General features: G+C 52.2%; 15 protein-coding genes and 1 other RNA gene. 4 read left to right on the top strand and 12 right to left on the bottom strand.

Translation table 11 applies throughout. The features are described from left to right. From Q7S09_03830 to Q7S09_03795, 8 genes are all read right to left on the bottom strand, one after another. On the bottom strand, nucleotides 1-1,994 hold a 1,994-nt coding region (locus Q7S09_03830), incomplete at its 3' end, for a hypothetical protein (protein ID MDO8558288.1). Nucleotides 1,995-2,028: 34 nt separating this feature from the next. After that, entirely contained in the window at nucleotides 2,029-2,445 is a 417-nt protein-coding gene (locus tag Q7S09_03825) for a vitamin K epoxide reductase family protein (protein MDO8558287.1), read from the bottom strand. Beyond that, nucleotides 2,442-2,837 (bottom strand): thioredoxin domain-containing protein, encoded by a 396-nt coding sequence (locus Q7S09_03820; GenBank protein MDO8558286.1) that lies wholly within the window; start codon nucleotides 2,835-2,837, stop codon nucleotides 2,442-2,444. Before Q7S09_03820 ends, Q7S09_03825 begins: the two co-directional genes overlap by 4 nt. Before the next feature lie 20 nt (nucleotides 2,838-2,857). Further along, entirely contained in the window at nucleotides 2,858-4,021 is a 1,164-nt protein-coding gene (locus Q7S09_03815) for a multicopper oxidase domain-containing protein (protein MDO8558285.1), read from the bottom strand. An 18-nt stretch (nucleotides 4,022-4,039) separates the two neighbouring features. Next, complete coding sequence (locus Q7S09_03810; GenBank protein ID MDO8558284.1) at nucleotides 4,040-4,384, bottom strand: hypothetical protein; 345 nt, start codon at nucleotides 4,382-4,384, stop codon at nucleotides 4,040-4,042. A gap of 24 nt (nucleotides 4,385-4,408) precedes the next feature. Further along, nucleotides 4,409-4,873, bottom strand: coding sequence for a hypothetical protein (locus tag Q7S09_03805; GenBank protein MDO8558283.1), 465 nt, complete (start codon nucleotides 4,871-4,873; stop codon nucleotides 4,409-4,411). 19 nt (nucleotides 4,874-4,892) lie between these two features. After that, entirely contained in the window at nucleotides 4,893-5,582 is a 690-nt protein-coding gene (locus tag Q7S09_03800) for an anaerobic ribonucleoside-triphosphate reductase activating protein (GenBank protein MDO8558282.1), read from the bottom strand. A gap of 39 nt (nucleotides 5,583-5,621) precedes the next feature. Next, nucleotides 5,622-7,787, bottom strand: coding sequence for a ribonucleoside triphosphate reductase (locus Q7S09_03795; protein MDO8558281.1), 2,166 nt, complete (start codon nucleotides 7,785-7,787; stop codon nucleotides 5,622-5,624). A 499-nt stretch (nucleotides 7,788-8,286) separates the two neighbouring features. On the opposite strand from Q7S09_03795, the gene Q7S09_03790 reads away from it, so the two are divergent. Both Q7S09_03790 and Q7S09_03785 read left to right on the top strand, forming a co-directional pair. After that, entirely contained in the window at nucleotides 8,287-9,420 is a 1,134-nt protein-coding gene (locus Q7S09_03790; protein ID MDO8558280.1) for a polymer-forming cytoskeletal protein, read from the top strand. 100 nt (nucleotides 9,421-9,520) lie between these two features. Continuing rightward, nucleotides 9,521-10,333, top strand: coding sequence for a hypothetical protein (locus Q7S09_03785; protein MDO8558279.1), 813 nt, complete (start codon nucleotides 9,521-9,523; stop codon nucleotides 10,331-10,333). 190 nt (nucleotides 10,334-10,523) lie between these two features. On the opposite strand, the gene Q7S09_03780 is transcribed toward Q7S09_03785, so the two are convergent. The 4 genes from Q7S09_03780 to smpB all read right to left on the bottom strand — a co-directional run bounded on the left by Q7S09_03780 (nucleotide 10,524) and on the right by smpB (nucleotide 18,753). Then, complete coding sequence (locus tag Q7S09_03780; GenBank protein ID MDO8558278.1) at nucleotides 10,524-12,227, bottom strand: hypothetical protein; 1,704 nt, start codon at nucleotides 12,225-12,227, stop codon at nucleotides 10,524-10,526. A gap of 542 nt (nucleotides 12,228-12,769) precedes the next feature. Next, entirely contained in the window at nucleotides 12,770-17,323 is a 4,554-nt protein-coding gene (locus Q7S09_03775) for a carboxypeptidase regulatory-like domain-containing protein (GenBank protein ID MDO8558277.1), read from the bottom strand. 398 nt (nucleotides 17,324-17,721) lie between these two features. Next, nucleotides 17,722-18,114: a transfer-messenger RNA gene (gene ssrA, locus Q7S09_03770) on the bottom strand. A gap of 204 nt (nucleotides 18,115-18,318) precedes the next feature. Then, nucleotides 18,319-18,753 (bottom strand): SsrA-binding protein SmpB, encoded by a 435-nt coding sequence (gene smpB / locus Q7S09_03765; protein MDO8558276.1) that lies wholly within the window; start codon nucleotides 18,751-18,753, stop codon nucleotides 18,319-18,321. Nucleotides 18,754-19,056: 303 nt separating this feature from the next. Here smpB and Q7S09_03760 point away from each other — a divergent pair, with 303 nt between their 5' ends. Together Q7S09_03760 and Q7S09_03755 are read left to right on the top strand one after the other, a co-directional pair. Continuing rightward, complete coding sequence (locus Q7S09_03760) at nucleotides 19,057-20,187, top strand: hypothetical protein (GenBank protein MDO8558275.1); 1,131 nt, start codon at nucleotides 19,057-19,059, stop codon at nucleotides 20,185-20,187. 85 nt (nucleotides 20,188-20,272) lie between these two features. After that, nucleotides 20,273-21,964, top strand: coding sequence for a GspE/PulE family protein (locus Q7S09_03755; protein MDO8558274.1), 1,692 nt, complete (start codon nucleotides 20,273-20,275; stop codon nucleotides 21,962-21,964). Nucleotides 21,965-21,997: the final 33 nt, after the last annotated feature.

Genomic DNA, 21,997 nt, shown 5'->3' with positions numbered 1-21,997 from the left:
TCTCCAAACGCCGTATTCTTTGCAACGGTCGCGGCGGTCGTGATGACCGCAAGGTCGTTGCCGAGAGTCTGGGTCGTGGTGTCCGGAAGGTCGGTGTAGTCGATGGACGAGATGCGCTTGACGTAGAAGTTACCTACGCCGGCCTGGTAGCTGTCCGAAGCCGTTGCGGCGGAGGAGACGTTGCCGTATACCGCGATGATCTTGTCAACGTTCGACTTCAACTGAATGTAGGTTGAGAGGTCGTAGCGCGTTGAAAGATCTGCGGTGCCGTTAACACCCGTGCCGTAGATGGCCGTTCCGGTGGTTGCCGAAATGGTCACGTAGGTTGCCGAGCCGTCTTCGGAGCGGACAGCGACATTGCCTGTTAAGGCAGTCTCTGCCTGGGTCTTTGCGATGTGAAGGTCCATCTTGCGCACTTCCATGTCTTCGCCAGATGCGCGAATGGTGAATTTGGCAAGAAGAACATCGGTCGAGCCGACCGCAAGCTGTCCCGAAGGAGAGCTGGAGTTCTTGGTGACGGTCATCGAACCGCTCCTCATGCGGAAGTAGGGGTTGGCGTCAACCGTGTCCGCGAAGGTGCCTCCTGCGGAACCCAAGGGCAGGATGAACGCGCGCGTTCCTGTGCCGCGAATCATCATGTCGTAGTCATTCTGCAAGTGTACGCGGGTCCAGCGGCCTGCGCCGTCCATGAAGTCTGCCTTGACCGAGAGAGTCCGGTTAAGACCCTTCGCAATCACATAGGGCGTTGCGAGGTTGAAGGTCACGTAGCGGTCATAGGGTCTTGCGGTTGTCGCAAGCACGTTGCCGGAAGCGTCGTAGAGCTTCCAGTTGAGCACGTCCTTGGTTTCGGTAAGGTCGCCCTCGACATAGACGGTAAGAGACTCAACTTGGATGTCTTCTGTACCGTTGTTCTGGGTGAATTTGAACTTACCGATCTCTTTCTGGAGTTCTCCCACATCCACGTTTCCTGAAGCCGTGGATGAGCTGTTGCCGCCTGCGGATACCGCAGCGACATACACATCACCCAAAGCGCCGGATGAGATGGAGAAGAGGTTTCCATTAAGAGGGAATGCTCCGCCGACGGTGGTGTTCGCCTGGATATCCGAAGCGGATGCCAGACCGAAGTAGACCGTGCCGGAGGTAACGCCGGATGCGATGTTCACTGAGACCGTGAGGGTCCTGGATTCTCCTGCAGCCAAGGTGATCGGATTTGAACCAAAGCCGATGGTGACCTTGTTGTCAGACGAGATCGAGGAGACCACGGAGCCGTGGCGCACGCCTGCGTCCCAGACGGATACGCCCGAGACGTTCGTGTTTGCAAGTAAGCCGCCCTTGGAAATGGTAATTCCGGAAATGGTGGCGCCTCCCGATGAAGGAGCCCAAAGAGTTACTTTCAAGACCGGATTGTATACCGATGCCGCGGCGATGACTGCGCCTGCCGGATTATCGGAGGCAAGAGATGCGGAAATGCTTCCTGCTACCGGACCTCCTGACGTCGAAGGTGATGGAGCGCCGTTGAAGTTGGCACCCATGCTGTACCAGTTGCCTTCCGCGGAGTTGATGATGTATACACCATCCCAGTCAAATCCTGCAGCCTGGAACGCCGCAAGCGAGGTTACCCACTGCTTGTCTGCGCCTTGTCCAGCTACTGCGTTGCCGATGTACCAGACTTTCTGGTCGCCATCTACGCGGACGAGTTTAGATTCCGTGTAGCTTGCTGCGACCGAGGGGTCCACTACTTTCACGACAGCAAAGCTCAAGTGCCTGTAGAAGTCGAACATTTGGGGTCCGACGAACCAGCGCTTAAACATCTTTCCGCCAACATACTTGGCGATGTACACCTTGTAGTCGTTGGACGCGCGGAAGATATCGCCGTCATTGATCGTTACCGCAGCGTGGGATGCGACGGGCATAAGAAATGCCGCGCCGGTCATCCACAACGTGGTGGTGACGGTCGTGGTGAGGGAGATCGCTTTTCGAATGCGATAAGTCATAGACTATATTGGCATCTAAAGAAAAAATAAATGATTAGTTTTTAAACGATTGTTGATAGAGCTTAATGGACGCAAGAGTTACGCCTATGGCCAGCGCAAGAGATGCCAAACACAAAAGACACCATACCGCAAGTACAAATGCTTCAATATACGTCAGATAGAGCGAAAACGCGAGAGCCGCAAGGGACATCGCAAGAAGCAGCCGGGACATATCATAATGGCTATGCGCAAGGGAAACGCCCAGAAGCGCGCCATATCCCAAAAGACCCATGAGTGCTACCGGAATGCCGAAGACCTCTGCGTAGATACTGCGATTCACCAAATCACAGCTAAAGGCGCCCCCGAAACTGCAAAAAGCCCAAGCAGTCCGACTATAGTGATGGAAGAGCGATAACCCGGAGACAATGATTCCTAAAACCGCCAGGAACGAAATAGCGCGGTGATATTTCATGGAAGAGGACAAGAGGTTTTTTCGCTTAAGGTCTTAAAGGACATGACTCCTTCTATTCTTGTGCCGTCGGCGAAAACCCATGTCGGATATCCTTTTATGCCGGCATCCGTGCAGACCTTTGTTTGTGCAGATGAACCCTGAGTGGCGCATTCTATGTATGAAACATGTGAGAAAGACGAACCGAACGCCTCCTTCTGGTCTCGGCAATGCGAACACCAATACGCGCCATACATTACGGCCTTTTTCTCCGAAAGACACTGCGCAAAAGTATCATAAACAGAGGGCGCGCCCTTCTGCGTCTTGAGCCACACGATGGCGCCTATCAAAAGCCCCACCGCAAGAACCGCCAGCAGAGCTTTCTTTAACGGAGCGGGTGTGTATCGTTTTCTCATAAATACGGCAACAAGAAATATTACGGCTTTACGGATCCAAAAAGTTCTGGGCGTTCCGATCCTTCTACGATAAGTTCCGCAAGAGCGCCGCGATCTATGGCGCGCACAAGACTGTGGTCAACGAGCAAATACTTGCCGGGAACATCAAGTTCAAATTCAACAACCGCCGAGCCGCCGGCAGGAATGAGCGTTGTCTGCACATTGCGGTGCGGCGGAGATACAAGGTCTCCCTCCGGATAGAGATGGTCGAGAACGCCGCCGATAACATGGAAATTCGATGCAAGGAATGTTCCCACGCCAACAAAAAGACGTATTTTTTCTCCCGTCTTTGCTTTGAGCGCTCCGTTGCCGGTAAGCGCCCCCATGCGTCCGTTGAACACTACGTATTCCGGCGCCTCGGCAAGCAGTTTTTCTTTAGAGAACTCTTGATGTCCTTTTTGCCCCACATGACCCTGGGTATAAAGTTCTCCCTGCATGACGTAGAACTCTCGATCTACTTTCGGCATACCGCCTGCAGGCTCAACCAGGATCAATCCATACATGCCGTTTGCGACATGCGTGGGAATGTGCGGGCTTGCGCAGTGGTACACATAAAGCCCGGGACGCGTTGCTTTGAATTGGAATACTTTCATCTCACCCGACTTGGCCTGCATAAGCGTCGCGCCCCCTCCCGGACCAATGACCGCGTGTAAATCGATGGAGTGCGTGCCATGCCCCGCTATCTCATGCTCGTCGCCGCCCATATCCATATGTGCATCCTCTCCATCAGCAAAGGCGGCCGGCATAATACCTAAGGCAAGCGGAGGCGCAGTGCCATCTGTTTTGGCATATTCGTGCAGTAAGTGTGTAAGCTTAATTTCGACCATATCCCCCTCGCGTACGCGCAAAAACGGCCCCGGAACGGTTCCGTTGTACGTCCAATATTCGTATGTTGTGCCTGGTGCAACCTCGGCAACGACCTCTTTGGTTTCCAGTTCGAACTTCACAACCTGCGCTTCTTGACGCGTAATAGGCGGCGGAATATCCGAGGCGGCGCGACGGATATCTTTCACATCAACCTTTTTTGCCGGCATGGCGCTATATTCGTGGTGAACTACTTGAGCGGGCTCAGCGGAACGCAAACGGAATGCCGTGAGCGCCACGGCAATAATGACTGCGAACATGATAAGAAAAAAAGTCCGCATAGGAAGGTGGGCGAAATTTCAGCCAATTAGCACGTGTAGGAACGGCGTGAACACCAGCGACGTGCCGATAACGAGCGCTGCAAAAAATATCCAGAACCACCGCGTGATATTGCCATCCTTGCCGCGCAAGAACGTCCAAGCCAAGAACCACGCAATGGCTCCCGCAAGGTATCCGAATACAACTTTGCCGGACCAAGGTCCAACGGCTTTATTGAGAGTAAGAAATATTTTTATTTTTGGCGAAACATCTGCCAGTAAATTAAATACACCGATCATCACCAACGCCACGGAGGCACCGATGAACACCGCAATAGTTGGACCGCGCAGAATACGACTTGGTTGATTTTGAAATGATTGTTCCATAATTTTGATTTTTGACTTTTGATTTTATAATGGCTGCGTCTTCGTAATATACGCACCCAGCCCGAACGTGAGAAGCGTCACCAGCATCGCGAGCACCAGCACCGCGGCAAGAACGCGGCGGAGAGTCCTATCGGCGTCCATTTCCGCATTGTGGCGCCAGGCAATGTATACGGCAACCGCAAGTATCATCGGCACGAACATGCCGGTAAATTCTTTAAGTTCCATAAGTATCGTATGCGCCCAGGGCGTGGAACTGGCAAGTAGTTTCGAGCGTGCGCTTTCGGGGACCGGTGCGCGGTATATCGCATAGAGCACGCCGCCGGTGAAAGACAGGAGCAGGCTTGCCACGAACATGACCGCCGTGCCTATTTTGACGCGCCGCGCGCCGTGATGGGTAAGCTCAATGAGTTCGGCGAAGGCTCCGGAGAACGCCATAAGGAACACCGTACCGAGAAATCCGTGGAGAATACCGATGAATTCTTTTGACATGAGGAATTGGAATTAATGATTAGCGTGCTTCCAATATAACCTTTGGGTAGAGCTCCCGTAAACGCAGAACGATGCCGGCAACGTCAAGCGTTCGCGATGTGTCGATACGTTCATCGAGCGTTTTTTGGTACCGGAGGCTCTGCAAAAAATATTTCTCTCCTTCCTTGATGTACCCTGCCATCTCGAAAAGATCTTCTTCACACTGCAGTTGCGGAAATACCGTGGTACGAAATTCGTGGTCTACGCCGGATGATTGGATAAGCTCGAATGTTTTTTTACAATTTTCTGTCGCCGCGCGGTTCGGCGAATGCGCCACGTCCCCATAGCGCGCCCATGGGTGCTTAAGATCCATGGCGATGTAGTCGACAAGGTTTTTCCCGATAAGCTCCCGCACCATCGTGGGATTCGACCCGTTCGTATCAAGTTTCACCAAAAGCCCGATATCTTTTATTTTTCTAATAAAAGACGGCAGGTCGCCCTGTAGCGTCGGTTCTCCCCCGGTGATGCACACTCCATCCAGCAACCATGATTTTGCTCCAAGGTATTCCAAAATTTCTTCCGCCGGCACCGCTCCCTCTTTTTTTACCTCGACAAGTTCCGGATTATGGCAATACGGACACCGGAAATTGCATCCCTGCGTGAATATAATGGAACAGACCTTTCCTGGATAATCTACAAGACTTAGTTTTTGAAACCCGCCGATGGTCATACATACCATTGAACAATATACGCATGCATCTCATAAGAACTATGTGGCCGCCGGAACGGTTGTTCTGGCCTCCTCCATAGGTACTACTTTCTGCGCCGTGCCATCCCTTGTTATCGAATATTCGAGGCGCTGGGCGTACTCGCTTTTTTTGCCTTTATTCCACTGTGCTACGGGCCTGAAATACCCCACAATGCGAGACCATACTTCGCACTCTGCCTGACACGTTGGACAAGCCGGATGCTCTCCCGTCAGATATCCGTGGTTGCGGCAAATACTAAACGTCGGCGTAATCGTAAAATAAGGAAGGTGGAAACGATATGCAACTTTTTTCACGAACTCACGACACGTCTTCCAATCGCTCACGCGTTCTCCCAAAAAAAGATGCAGTACCGTGCCGCCGGTGTATTTTGTTTGCAATTCATCCTGATGTTCGAGCGCGAATATCGGGTCATCGGTGTAGTCCACGGGCAGGTGCGTTGAGTTGGTGTAGTACGGCGCTTCAGCACTTCCCGACTGTATCATCCCCAAAAACCGCGCGTGGTCTTCCTTCGCAAAGCGGTACGTCGTTCCTTCTGCTGGTGTCGCTTCCAAATTATAAAGATTCCCCGTTTCTTCCTGATAGTCGGCAAGACGCTTGCGTATGAAGTCGAGCAATTCCAACACCAGAGCCCTCCCTTCGGGTGTTGAGATGTCTCGTCCGATGAAATTCAAGCACGCCTCGTTTGCGCCGTTGATGCCGATGGTTGCAAAATGGTTGTGCAGGCTCGGCAGATACCGTTTGGTGAAGGGCAGAAGTCCTTTTTCGATATTTTCCTCAACCACTTTCCGTTTTATCTCGAGCGACTGCTTGGCAAGGTCCATGAGATGCCCGAGCCGCTTGAAAAACTCCGGGCGCGTTTTGGCAAGGTATCCGATGCGCGCCAAGTTGATGGTTACCACGCCGACGGAACCGGTCATCTCCGCAGAGCCGAAAAGCCCCCCGCCGCGCGCCCTAAGTTCCCGCAGGTCTAGTTGCAATCTGCAGCACATGCTCCGCACATCCCCGGGATTAAGGCTGGAATTGATGAAATTCTGGAAATAGGGAATACCGAATTTCGCCGTCATTTCAAAAAGCCCGCGCGCGTTTTCGTTATCCCAGTCAAAATCCTTGGTGATGTTATACGTGGGAATAGGAAAGGTGAAAATGCGCCCCTTCCAATCGCCTTCCGTCATCACCTCAATGAATGCCTTGTTAATGACGTCCATTTCTTTCTGGCAATCGCCGTAAGTAAAATCCTGCGCCTTCCCCCCAAGGATCGGCTTTTTTGCCCGCATATCCTCGGGTACCACCCAATCAAGCGTGATATTGGTAAATGGCGTCTGCGTGCCCCATCGCGATGGCACATTAAGATTGAACACGAACTGCTGTACGCATTGTTTTACCTGTTTGTAATCCATGTTGTCCTTGCGGATGAACGGCGCTAGGTACGTGTCGAAAGAAGAAAATGCCTGGGCGCCGGCCCATTCGTTCTGCAAAGTCCCAAGAAAATTCACCATCTGGGCCGTCGCGGTCTCCAAGTGCTTCGGAGGAGCAGACTCCACTTTCCCCGGAACGCCGTTGAAGCCTTCTTCCAAAAGTTGCCGCAGACTCCACCCCGCGCAGTACCCAGTGAACATGTCGAGGTCATGGATGTGGATGTCGCCCCCGACATGCGCATCGCGAATCTCTTTGGGATACACGAAGTTCAGCCAGTAGTTGGCGATGAGCTTGCCTGAGGCGTTCAAGATGAGCCCGCCAAGCGAATACCCCTGGTTGGCATTCGCATTCACCCGCCAATCCTGCTGGTTCACATATTCGCCGATGGTCCGCTCGACCTCCACCGCCACGTTCTTGGTGGCTCTTGCTTGCGCGCGCTGTTCGCGATAGACGATATAGGCGCGGGCCGTCACAAAATAGCCTGCACTGGCCAGCGCGAACTCCACAATATCCTGGATCTCTTCCACAAAAATACGCTTTTCGGTTTTGTGGGTTTTTAGTATGAATTTAACTACGCGGTCGGCAACCTTTTTTATTCCTGCCGGGCCCAGCTCCCCGGTCCTGATTGAGGCCCGCTCAATGGCGTAGCAGATGCGCGCCACGTCGAACGGAACGGTTCTGCCGTCGCGCTTGATGACGATGAAATCCGCAAGGATCGATGTTTTTGGAGAAGTTTTGGTCGTCGTCATATGCTATTGGGGTTTAAAAAAATAAATGGTGCCAAGCCATATATTCTCTGCGCTCACTCGAAAATATAAAAATAGATTTTTGCATTTCGCTCAACTCGCTTAAAAATAAAAACTCGCATGGAGCGAGCTTCAAGAGCTTCTGATAAGAATAATATATGAAAAAGATGTCAGGAAGTCTCCGTAGATGCCAAACGGACGCGATTCGGACAATTCTTGATCACACAAAGGTGTTCGTTCGCGCTTTCTCCCTTAAACACCGAGAGCGCACGGCACCCTTTACATTTGATTTCCACTTCGCTCTCAATCAACAGCCCCTTGAAAAGAAGTTTTTCACAATGTTTACAACGATATTCACGGTAGAGGCTCATACGCTCTCATTGTAGCAGGACGCTCTTTGAGACGTCAAAGAGCCTTTGTGGAGACACGCATAGCCTCATTGGAGAAGGGTCGGAATACGAGTATACTTAATATGCGAACTATTATCATTTAATAAAAGCATATGCATATACAAAAGACCTTGGGTCTTCTATTGGGAGCACTTCTCATCCCTGCGGGAGTTTTTGCCGCTTCTTTCAAAACCGGACCCGCGTCTCTCGTGCAGGAAAACGAGTCTATTTCGGGAGATCTTTATACGGCAGGACGTACGACGATCGTGAACGGCCTCGTTATGGGCGACCTGGTTGCCGCGGGTGGCGACATACGGCTTTCGGGACGCGTTGAGGGGGACGTACTTGTCGCTGGCGGCTCAATGCATATCACGGGAAGCGTTACCGATGATGTTCGTGTGGCCGGCGGCACGGTTCTTATCAGCGGCACGATAAGTGGAGATGTGCTGGCCGCGGGAGGCGAGATACATATTCTGCCGGATGCTTATGTAGGAGGGGATGTGCTGGCCGCGGGAGGCAAAATATCGCTTGATGGCAAGATAGCCGGAAATGTAAAAGCGGCCGGGGGGAATATTTTCCTTAATGGATTTGTCGGGGGAAATGTAGGGGCAACAGGAAAAAACATAACCGTAGGCTCTCTTGCGCTCATTAATGGAACCCTTACGTACCGTTCTTCCCGAACAGCATTTATTGACCCATCGGCGCGAATCCTTGGAGAGGTGGAAGCAAAAAAACTTCCGGGAAACAAGAAAAAATTCGACACTGCACGGCATATTCTGGGAAGCATGCTGTTTGTTTTGAAATTCGGCATTGCTCTTTTTACCACCTTGATCCTCGTGCATCTGTTCAAAAATAGAACGAAAGAACTCTTGGAGCGCGCACATAAGCGCTTGGGCATGAACATTCTGACAGGATTTATCGTTCTTATCGTCGTACCCGCAGCCATTGTACTGTCTGCCCTTACAGTTGTGGGCATATTCTTTGCCGCCCTGGGACTCTTGTGGTATTTGGTCATACTCGCCTTCTCCTGCGTGTTCATGGGAGTACTTGCCGGAGAACGGCTTTGGCATCTTATAACAAAAAAATCTCTGGAACTACACTGGAAATCGGTAACGCTTGGAGTTGCGGCTCTTGCACTCATACACACCATTCCGGTTCTCGGATGGTTTGTGGCGTTCTTTTTCTTCCTTTGGAGCTTGGGCACCATGGCAACATACTGGTACGAGCGGGTCTGGAAAAACCGATAACGCCCGGAGCGCACAATGCTCGGCTTTCTTAATTGACATTTACCGTTTTTCCGCTCACACTTCCTCTACTACATTGTTCTTTGAAAAGAAAGGGGTTCTTATGCGCTTTCACGCTTATATGCTACCGGGCATGCTTCTTGCCGCCTTTTCAGTCATGCATGCCCAAGAAGGTCCGGTTAACCAGGCTCCTCCAAAAATAGCGCCAGACGAGATCGTCCGGAAATTCGCGGCCAAAGAAAAAGAATTCAAGCTCGCGCGCGAGCAATACACCTACCATCAATCGGTGCTCGTTCAAACCGTCGAGAGTGATGGAAAAATAGATGGCCAATACCAGGAAGAATTCGACATCGTCTTTGACGACAAAGGCGAACTCAAGGAAAAAGTCACCTACGCGCCGCTATCAACCCTGGTTCGCATCAGCATGTCACCAGAGGATCTCGACGATATCCGAAAAAGACTTCCTTTCGTTCTTACCAGCGACGAAATTCCGGATTATAATATCCGGTATATCGGCACACAGCGAGTGGACGAACTTGATACCTATGTATTCGACATCGTTCCGAAAAAAATCGACAAAGGCAAGCGGTATTTCCAGGGACGGCTCTGGGTGGACACGACCGACCTTCAGATCGTGAAAACCTATGGGAAAACGGTCCCGGACTTGAGAAAGGGCAAAGGACAGGAAAATCTTTTCCCTTCATTTACCACCTACCGAGAGCAGATCGACGATAAGTACTGGTTCCCCACCTACACGATTGCGGATGACACTCTTCACTTCTCTTCCGGCGCAGTGCATATCCGCGAGATCGTTACCTACACCAATTACAAACGCTTCGAATCCAGAATAAAGATCATTTACGATGATCAGGATATTACCGGAGACAAAGCGGGCGAAGCTCCTCCGAAAAAGTAATTCCCTACCGCGGACACTCTTCGCGGTTTTTTTATTTGTGTGGGGTCTATCGGGAAATAAGAAAACTTTTTTGGTGTTCGTGTGTGAAATTTACTGAGTGATGCTGGGTTGTGTGGGTTTTACCTTCGCCTGACCACCCCCCTCATTCTACTACTTTCTTATTTAACTAAATAAGAAAGTAGTCGGACCGCTACCGCGGATTCTTGGACGTGCCGAATATCCTCTGGAAGAATCCCGCTACCGCTCTTTTAAAACGTGGAAAAAATCCTTGCGGTTCTTGAGTGGGCGCGGGAGTTGGAGTCGACGAAACCATGACCGGCTCGGAAGATGCGGTTACGGAAGGAGATGCCACAAAGGAAGAGGTGGTCGGACTCGGCACGACCTCCGGCTCCGGGGATGCTTGGATGGATACGTTCGTCGCTCTCACAGCTATCTGCTTGCTATTTAAAGATTCGTTCCCCGCCAGGTCCACAATGCGAACGAGATAGTAATACGCCGCCCCGACCTCTTTTTTGAAATCATCTGTTCTCGATGCTTGAACAACGTTGCCTAAAACAAGCTTGCCGACAGCGCCTTGAGCCCTTGAGCGGTATATTTTGGCATGATGGAAATCGTAGGTGGGATTTATCCACTCAATGCGAAATCCCGGAGCATTTTCGGTAACACGCACATTTGTTGGTGCATCCGGCGGCTGGGTGTCGGCGGGTGCCACAAGAGCAAAACGTGTAAGGTGCCGGGTGAAAAACCTGATGACTTTCTTTTCCTTGTCAACGCGAAATGACGCGATGCGCACCCAGGTATGTTTGGACACATCAAAGTACGCGGGCACAATGCGGCTTTCGTTCGTTCCTTGCGCCTGCAGGTCTTGCTCGCGGTACGGGAGCGTAACTTCGACGTCTTGATCAAACGTCTTGATATCCTGACCGCCTTTGTCTTTCAGCGTAATATCGTACACCGTGCTTATCACTCGCGTGCCTTTTTGCGACAACGATTCGGCAACCGGCTTTACTTCAACGCTCACGGCGCCTTCTTGGCGCGCGGCCAACGGCGGGATGGAAATTCCTGCGCCGTCCGAAACCTTGACCTCAATGCGTTCCTCGGCAGACCGTGTAATCCGTACCGCCTCCGGCAAGGGCTGGACCCCGAACGCCGAGAGCACAAGCTCCACGGGAAGGGCCGGCGCGGAAGCGGTGTTAATGGTCACCTCCGAAGATCTCTGAAGCAGGTTATTTATTTCCGCCGATGCTCCCAGATGCCAGCGGTCATTTCGGTCAAGCTCCATTTCAAACGATCCGTTCCGTGCCGACTGCAGAGAGTTTGTTTTGCCCTTATCCGACCACGCCCAGATGAACGCCTCAGCCGGCGTGCCGTCGGTGGTTTTTGCACTACCCGGCACTTTTACGGTTGCGGATTCTTGGATTTTTGGAGTTGGGGCCGGAGAAGCTGTGGGAAAGGAAGAGGCCGTTGGAGTAGGTTCGGGAGAAGCCTCACCCGATACCGCGGGAATCCCTTCCCGTACGGTAAGCACGACGGTAACATTTTGGGTATCGTATGCCGCGCCCGTGCCGATATCCTGCGCGCGCAGGGTGATTGCTCCATGATACACGCCCTCCTTAAGCCCTGTAGGGTCCGCTCGTACAGTGAAATCAAGGTCGAGGCCATTTCGTAAAAGCGCTTCCGTTATAGACGGCTCACCAAGAAAAACAGAAAGCCATGATTGGTCGCCGGTCGCGGCAAAAAGCGCGGCTTGTGAACCGACATTTGTCACCTTAAGCACCTGGGTGGACGCTACGTCTCCGGTGGTATGGGAAAGGGAGAGATCGGCGGGAACGCCGATATACGAACCGAATATCTGCGCCAGTAGCGCCGATGCGGTCAGAAAAGTGTAGAACATAGTATCTCCAGATTACCATGCACATCGTTTCCTGGGAACGAATTTCTTTTCCGAAACTGGATAAGCTTGTTTCTACCATTCACCGGTTATCGAACTGAAAAATCCTCAAGCGCCATAAGGCATTTTGAGGATTTTATCAGTGAAAACTCCCGAGATGTGGAGTTCTTGAAAATCAGGTGGAACTTGGTAATGGCAGAATTGCGGGCGTGGGCGGCGATGGAAGATATAGAATTTTTGATTCAACAGTATACCCCGTAGCTCTGCTGCGTGGGTTCCATGCGGAGGGAAGAGTGTAAGGAAACCGTTAGGTTTCCTGACTATCAACCATGTTGATACCCCGTCTGCTTACAGCGGGCTCACCGCTGAAATTCATTCTCCTCAATGAACCAAGGCCATTTTTGGAACATCCGTTGTCATAGGAGTTGTCCGAAGACCGGCTTCCGCCTCATTAAACAGCGGAGTTGTGCGCAACGTCTGCACAATAACAAACCCCTCACTGACGAACTCAAGCGACAAGCCGGATATTTTTATCGCAGAAAATTTCACTCCTGATTCAATAACGCGCGGGTTCTGGGACCTGTACTGCCAACCTGTGAAAGTCCCCGCGCTTTCTGGAAGGCCATAACGGCTTTTTGGGTTGCGGGACCGAAGTATTCTATGGTAGCAATATGCGCCGGGAAAAATCCAAGTTCCTTAAGTTTCTCCTGCAATGCCTTCACCTCCGGTCCTCGCGCGCCCCGCGCAAGATTGCGCACGAAAAGCTGCGTAATCTGCCCCCGCGTCATTTTTTTCACCTCGCCCTCGGCATATGTTTCCGATGCGGGCACGATGACGATCTTTGCCCAGTCAAACCCCAGCTTTACAAAATCTTCTGCGGTTTGGATCCATCGCTTCTTTCCTATTTCCAAAACATACACCTTCGGACTATCTGCATAGCGGATGAGTGTTCCCTCTATTCGCGCGCCTGTTGGAGACGATATTGGCACTACCGCGGAAGTCGGCGTAGAAGTTGAGGTGACCGCAGGAGATACGGCAGAAGAAGGCTGTACCGGAAGAATCGTCCCCCCGCCTCCCGATGAAGAAACGGCAGGATTCGTATCGGTCCGAGAGCTTGTTTCGGCGCTATAGGTTGATTCCCCGTTGGCGTTCGCAGCCGTAATCTTGTAATAATACCAGGTTGCGGCGGAAAGACCGGTATCGCTGTATGAAGCGGACGACGAGGTGCCGACACTCGTAAACGTGCCACCGCTCGAGGTTGCCCGGTACACCGTATACGTTGTGGCATTGGAGATCGTATTCCATGTCAGGTCTATCCGCGACGCGGATTTCCAGTCCGAGGCCGCATTCTGCGGCGCGGGAGGAATATCCCCTGCGCCAAGGCCCACATCGGTAAAATGGTTCATCTGAATAGTCACTGTGTTTTGGTCCGGATCAATGGTTGCGGCAACCGGTTCCCATTTTTTGTTCGTCGAATCCCAGTAGGCGGCGCGCAGATTGTTTTCATCGAAGCCTGCGGGAAGATCTCCATTGGCATATACCAGCTTGATCTCCGCGTTGCTATTGAGCGTGGAGATGGACTGCCCGCTCGCGTCAAGCGCCGTAATGGTTTGAACGGTTCCCGACATAAGCGACATATTCGGAGAGGAAGGAACAACATCGGCGTCCGAAATGGATACCGATACGCCTGTGCTTCCCGTGCCCAATGCATTTGCCGGGATGTTCACGGTTGCCTTCGTGCCGTTGTTGATGATGCCGCCGTTTGCGGGCGTCATGCTTTGTACGCTCGGCACGGGAGCCGTGCAGGAGGAGTTTGCCGCAAGCGCAATGTTTTTGCCGGTATCGCCCGCAGTAGCCGCAAGACCCGTAGAGCGGAAATAACAGGGGCCATCGGCATAGATCGTCCAGGTGCCGTCATCAACCGTGAGCGAGTACGCGCCGGAGGCATCGGTAGGAGCGCCCGTCCAGACGCTGGTAGCGGTTTTCTCCGCCCATACCCAGGCATTTGCGATAGCGGTACCCGATGCGTTAGCAACCGTTCCCGTGATAGTCGCGCCGGCTGCCACGAGCGTGAAGTCCTGGGTGCGCACGCCCGACATCGTGATCGTCAAATGTGCCGCAAGGTACCCCGAGCGGTTCGCGCCCACATCATAGATGAACGTATCCGGAACTTTTAGGGTATAGACACCGGATACATTGGTCTGCGTCGAGAAAGACCCCGGGCCGTTAATGCGGCTCACCCACACGTTTACGTTCTCAAGAGGATTTAATGAGGCGTCCGTGACAGTTCCGGAGAGCGTCACGAGCGTTCCACCGGCCGTGACGTTGTATGTCGTTGCGGTGGTCAACCCCGCCGTGATAGTTCCGACGGCGCCTCCATCAGGCGTCAGTTCCCCGAACGCGGGGGATCCCACATGCACCTCATAGGTTCCGGCGGGAAGCGAAAGCGTCGTTACTTTATTGGAGCCGCTCGTGGTCCACTGGTCCGTGCCGTTTCCCTTGCCCGTAGAAGGGCTGAACGCTCCGGCGAATAGCGGTGAGACATCTGCCCCGCCGGTAATAGTAATCTGTAACGTTCCGGTTTCTGCGAGCGAAAAATTCGCCGTGGCATTTGCAGTGGAAACATCAACATTCTGCTCCGAAAGCCCTCCATAGGTCTTTGACCAGCCGCCGATGGTGTAGGTTCCCGGCGCAAGGCGCAAGGTGTATGTGCCGTCCGACGAGGTCATGGTCCCGTTCCCGCCCGTTGTTCCGCCGGTCCCCCGCGCGCCGATCTGAATGCTATCGAGCGGCGTATCGGTTCCCTCATCATATCCTGCGCCTCCGCCCACATTTATAAACACGCGGCCCGTAACCGTCTTGTATCCCGAGGAGTCGAGCGTAAATGTTACCGTGGGGTTGGAACCGGAGCCGACCACAACGCCGGTCTGCGCGGTAAGCGGCCCGAAGTCCGGCACAAACCCTTCAACACGATACGTGCCGAAAGGCACATAGGCCGTTGCGGTACCCAGCGCATCCGTCATCGCCTGCCCAAATCCTGAAGATGATTGCATGAAGATCGGCGCGCCGGCAATCGCCCTGCCGTTTTCTGTTACCACGGCCTTGATGTAGCTTGTCGGGGCGGAAATGAGAATGGTGGAGGTAACCGCCGCGGCATTTACCGCGACCGGATATTCCTCGGGTTTGCCCACGCCCGGTTTCATCACTTCAATCGCGAGGGAACCGGAGGGAACTTTAAACAGGTATGAGGTGTTATTATTGTTGTTCGTCTGGCAGAGCGTGTTTTGCGGCGCCATGAAAAATCCGCTACCGCTACGCTTCACCGACACGCAGGCATTGGTGATAACAGCATTGGTTGCTGCGTTTTTCAGCACGACATCGAGCGCCCTGTCGGCCAGCACATATGCGAAGCTTCCGACGTTGTACGTCTGTGCCGCGGAAACCACCACCCCGGGAATCACCGGCGGCCAGTACTGGCTTGTCGCGGTTTGCATCATGCCGCCGCCCCCGGGTCCGAACTTAGAGGGAACGGTGATCTGCCACGTAGAGCCGCTCTTTGCCTTTAGGGTAAAGTACCCCGCGCCGGTCGCGCTTAAACCCTGGGTAGTATAGGCAGGTGAGTTCCACAGCGGATTCCATGCCATGTGCGTTTCGTTGAGCGCCATAATCTCACCATTCGGGTAATTGGGGACACCTCCCGTGATGGCGCCTGTAATCGTCGCATCCGGCACCATGAACGTGAGCGCAGTGCTAGCTGTCCCGCCTCCCGACGCGGGAATTTCCTTAAACGACGGCTGTAGGAAGCCATCCCAAAACGCAGAATAGCCGGTCGTTGACGGCATGGTAAAGGCCATGTAGTTGCAATCCAAAAGATTCGGGAAAGTAACACTGGAAGAAGCGGTAAGATACCGCTCGCCGACGAAGAACCCCTTATCGGGACATCCTACGCCTACTTTCACTTGCGGACGCTCCGCGCCGTCAAGGATTGAGACGGTGCCACCATCGTTTTTCTTGACCGTGAATATGAGGGTATTATTTCCGCCGATATGCACCGTATCAATGGGCGGCGGACCGGAGTAATTCTCGCCGCCGAAGCCGAAATATGCACCATCAATAAGCCCGCCCTGCGCAGTAGTCGTATAGATATAGAACGGCCGGTATACATTTGCGGTGGAAGGATTTGTGATGGCAGTAACCGCAACGGTAAGAGTGTCGTTCGCATTTGTCGCACTGTTGCTGATGGTAAGCAACATTTGATTCCGGCCCTGTCCCGTAACGACGGTAGCCGCGTAGAGCGACACTGTCGGGTTTCCCGCCCCTGCTCCATTAATATCCAATTGCGCTGTTGTTGTTGCGGTACTCAAGTCGTATTCCGTGGGGAAATTCAATGCGATTTTTCCGCCGATAGGGATAACGGTTGCCGCTTTAAAGGAAAAGGTATAGGTGATATTTGATGCGCTCGCAGCATAACTCGATGGCGCAAAAGCGTAGGTAGCATCCGACACGATGTTTGTACCCCGGCGAATCACGCTTTGCGCGGCACTGCCGGTATCTACGGTCGCGGAAAGTGCTCCGGCAGGTTGGCCGGAATCTTGCGGCGTACCGGTCTTGAACTGCCAGACGAGATTCGCCAGATTTTGAACGCTCCCCGAAGCGTTCGTAATACCCGTTACCGTAATGCTGACGGCCTTTCCGGCCTCGACAGACGGAGATACGGAAGAGGTAGTAGTAAACGCAATCGTCTGTCCGTTCGGTCCGCCGACCGCTACGGCATTCGACGCGAGCCATACATTGGATGTCGCCGAGAGCGAGATGTTTTGGAAGTTAAACGGCGGGCCTTGGGGATTATCGGGAAAGGTTACCTGAATGACATCTCCGGGAACCAGGTTCGTCGCGGTCGTAAAAGAAAGTTTCCAAGACGCGCTCGACTGCGCGATAAGGTTATCGGTCCCCCATGTTACCGACGTGGCACTCGTCAAAGTAAGCGTGCCGGCATAGGCACTGGGCGTAAAAAAAACGGCTGCTACCGCGCATACCGCCACACAAACGAGAGACATAAAATATTGCGTACCTTGAGTATATAGAGATTTTTTCTGCATATGATTTATTCTTAAACTTTTAATAACTCTTATGGTACGCGTTTAAAGAACATGACACAACACGACGTCTGCATGCCTGTGGATAAAAGAATGATTCGCAAGAACAGTGAATAAAATTTCCATGAACCGGTTATAGAACCGCAGAAAAAGACTGTACATAAAGCACAAAAGGACGCTTTAGCGTCCTTTTGTGGAGAGTGGTGGAGATGGGCGGAATTGCCATTGCACCTCTCGGCGCATCCGGTCGATGCGCCTCGGGTTCCAGGCCTGGTCTCGCGGCACCGCAAGCTTGCGGTGCATCGCTCCGACCTTCAATTCCGCACGAACGCAACGCAGGTTGCGTTCTCATCCCGCACAAGAATCAAAAAGACCATCCGCAAGGGACGGTCTTTTTGATTCTGTGGAGATGGGCGGAATTGAACCGCCGTCTGGGAAGGTATGAAAACCGCATCTACGCGTGTACTTGGTTTGAGGTTGTGGTCATACGGTATAAAAAGCCAAGAAAAACACCGTATGATCTAGCTTGGTATCGCGTATCGCGTGCCCCAAGCGAGCACGCGGCGCACTCGCTAAATGGCACCCGGCTCCGCACTAGCGAGCATCACACGGACGGATGTCCCCCGTTTTTAGGCGAAGGAAGAAGCAAAACTGGGTGCCGCGAAGATCGAAGCGACCGCAGATTTTACTTTTGAAAATACGTTTGCACGTATTGATTTGCTCCAGTTTAACGAGATAAAGCGGCTCGACGCGCATGGTTTACAATGAACTTCCCATCGATGCCTAGCATCCCCACGTTTGTCCAAAATTCATAAATGAATTTTGGCTACAAACGTGGAGCCCCGTACTTTTTCCGGCACAGGAATTATTTGTTCAAAAAAGTGAGGCGAAGCCGACACCGAGAGAAGAGAAATCTATAACGAAAGACTTTTTCGGAAACGGTGCGGGGCCCACTCATTTTTCGAAGAAATCGTAGCTGCAAATTTTGAAGTCCAATATTATACCTCTCTCCGTATTTCTCTTTCCGTGTCCCGCTTCTTTATGGTATCCCGCTTATCGTATTGCTTCTTCCCACGGACAACACCAATTTCTACCTTTATTTTGCTATTCTTATTATACACCTTAAGTGGCACCATTGTCAACCCCTTTTCTTTCAGCTTCCCAATGAGCCGGGCTATCTCTTTTTTATGGAGCAGAAGCTTTCGTGAACGCGATGAGTCGTATCCGGCAGGAGTATTTTGCGGCTGGAAAGGCGATATTACGGCATTTGTAAGCCAAAGCTGGCCATCTTTTACGGTTACAAAACTCGCACGCAGACTCATACTGCCCTTCCGCACGGACTTTACCTCAAATCCTAAAAGCTCTATGCCCGCCTCATAGGTTTCCAGCACCTTATAGTCGAAATACGCGCGTTTGTTTGTTATGGCTTCCATTACCCCCAATATTACATAAGAAAGCGTCCTCTGTCATTTTGCGCCATCGGGTTGGCAGTGGGTTCAATAACACGCCGAAGCGGAGCGGAGGCGGAAAATAGATAGGGCGTGGCGCAATAATGACAGAGGGCGCTTTTGCAGACTCTCCACAGTTTTTCTTGACGGAATAGGACCCATCGGCTACGCTACCCTATTCCATTCATCGAGTAATCATAAAAACACGTTCTTGCTTGAATGTCGATATCCATGTCTTTCTGAAATTTTATTAGATATTGGATATTGGAAATTAGATTATTCCGAAATATGTCCCTCACACCCACTCAACAAACCACTGATGCATTGAATCGATCCTCGCGAATACTTATCGCGCCGGCCGCGGAATTCAGCGGAGACGCGATGGCGGCAGCTTTTGCTTTGGGCAAAGCGCTGGAAGGCGCCGGCAAAGAAGTGTGCGTGCTGATGGGCGAGGATGTCCCGCAACGATTTGCGTTCCTGCCGAAACCCTCACAGGTCTCCCAATTCATATCGTTCGACCGCGAATATGTGTTATCTGTTGATACGCGGATGGTCCCCATCAAAGACCTGCGATACGAACAACATGAGGACGCGCTTCGGCTTTACATGACCGCTCCTGCGCATTTTACGCGCGACCACATTGTCTTTGAGCCGGGTCCCCACAGGCACGACATCCTGGTGACCGTAGGCGCCTCGGACCTAGAGGCGCTCGGAGCGACATTTGAAAAATACGCCCAGACGTTCTTCGACGTGCCCGTGCTGAATATGGACCACAATGCCGCAAATGAGCGCTACGGGAACATCAACCTTATAGATGTGACGGCCGCTACCGTTTGCGAGGTCATACACCAATTTCTAGAAACATGGAACAGCGCGCTCCTCACCCAAGATATTGCGACGTGTTTGCTCGCCGGCATCATCGATGGAACCAAGAGCTTCCAAAATGTTTCGGTGACGCCACGAACGCTTGAGACGGCAGCGAAACTCCTTGGGCAGGGAGCAAGCCAGACGGATGTGGTGCAATATCTTTATAAGTCACGGGATTTAAATCAGCTTAAGCTCTGGGGACGGATATTAGGGAAGTTGGAAGTTATCGAGCAGCATCAGACGGCATACGCCATACTTGCCAAAGAAGATTTTCCCGCCATCGACATAAACCTCAAAGACCTCCCGCAGATTTTAGAGGATCTGCATACGCATTTTTCTCATTTTACCGCCATTGCGCTCTTTTTTATGCACCGGAACGGAGATGCCCAGCCCCGCGTACGCGCTCTTGTCTCAAGCCGGGAAGAACAGCTTCTTGAGCGGACCGTGCAGGGCTTCGGCGCAAAGCGGCGCGGCGCGATCACAAGCTTCGCGCTGGATGTTAAAACACCCGAGGAAGCACCGGCGCAATTCCTAGAAAGGTGTTTTGTGTAAAACTTGCCTTTTGGCGGGCTTTAATGCGCGCATAGCAGGATTTATCCGTTGCCTTTCGCAGGGATTTTTAGGTATTATAGAGTACATGCCCGTAAAAAACGTAAAATCGGTCATCGAGCCAGAGGAGCGCAAGCCCGGCACTATTGAACAGGTCATACGCAAAGAAGAGGAAGGCCGTGCCCAGTATCTCGCCAAAAAACTCGGCCTCAAATATCTTAATCTGCTTACCTTTCCCATCGAATCGGACGCGCTTGCGCTTGTTGAAGAAGAGGTGGCAAAGGAAGCCAAGTTTGCCGTCATCCAAAAACATGGGAAAAGCCTTTTGGTTACCGCAAACGACCCGAGTTCCGACGCAACAAAGCGTGCGCTCAATGCCTTAAAAGAAAATGGGTTTACGCTAGAGATTGCCGTGGCTTCGGAAACAAGCCTTGAACGGGCATGGGAATTTTACGTTACCATCACCGCGGCAAAAAAACTCAAGAAGCGTATTGCAGGAAAAGTCGAGGTAAGCCCGCAGCGCTTGCAAGAGTATGAGAGAGCCATCACGAATATTGCGGAACTCGCCAAATACATCGCCAAAATACCGCCAGCCCAAGTTTCCGATATTGTTGAGATAATCATCGCGGGAGCCCTGAAGACCGGTGCGTCAGACATTCACCTTGAAGCTGGAGAAAATCAGACACGCATGCGCTACCGCATAGACGGACTTCTGCAGGATATAACGGATATCCCTCCGAAATCCTATCCCCTCATACTTTCTCGCATCAAACTCCTCTCGGGGTTAAAAATAAATGTGCGCGATATCGCCCAAGACGGAAGATTTACCATTGCCGTTGGCCCCGGAATAAACATTGAGGTAAGAACCTCATTGCTGCCCGGCCCTTACGGCGAGAACGTGGTGATGCGGGTTTTAAACCCGAGGGCAATCGGCACGTCGCTTGAGGAGCTCGGCATGCGCAAAGAAGTTTACGACCTCATTGTTGCCGGGCTTAGCCGCACCAACGGTATGATCCTTACCACGGGCCCCACGGGTTCGGGCAAGACCACAACGCTCTATGCGTTCGTAAAGAAAGTGAATGCCGCCGACGTAAAAATCATCACCATCGAAGATCCTATCGAATATCACGTGAAGGGTATTGAACAAACGCAGGTTGCACCGGAAAAAGGATACACATTCGCGACCGGACTCAAGGCGATCGTCCGGCAAGATCCCGACATTATTTTGGTCGGCGAAATTCGAGACTTTGAAACTGCGGACATCGCCATGCACTCGGCCTTGACGGGACATTTGGTATTTGCGACCCTGCACACGAACGATGCGGCCGGAGCCATCCCGCGCCTTATCAATATGGGGGTAAACCCCGTGGTTATCGCACCGGCGCTCAATATTGTATTAGCCCAGCGCCTTGTGCGAAAAGTCTGCCGCGCATGTGCAAAAAAGGTTCTCGCCTCTCCAGAATTTATCGCAAAGGCCAAAGAAGAGCTGAAAGATCTCCCTCCCGGCATTTTACACCCGCCACTGACAGAGAAACTGGAGATTATGGAATCGGTCGGTTGCGCCGAATGCAACCAAACGGGATATCGCGGACGGATGGGCATTTTTGAGGTGTTTATAAGTGATAGTGAAATGGAAAAATATATCCTACAAGCACCCACCGTAAGCGATATCCGGGACAGGGCGATTGAACGCGGCATGGTCACAATGCGGCAGGACGGCATTCTTAAAATCCTTGAAGGATTCACAACACTGGAAGAAGTGGATCGGCTCGTATCATAGGACACCCATTCCATTGCCGCGCCGCTAAGTTGC

This window comes from bacterium (assembly GCA_030649025.1).
Classification (GTDB): Bacteria; Patescibacteriota; Minisyncoccia; order JAUYLV01; family JAUYLV01; genus JAUSGO01.
This window is presented reverse-complemented; position numbering and strand designations above follow the sequence as displayed.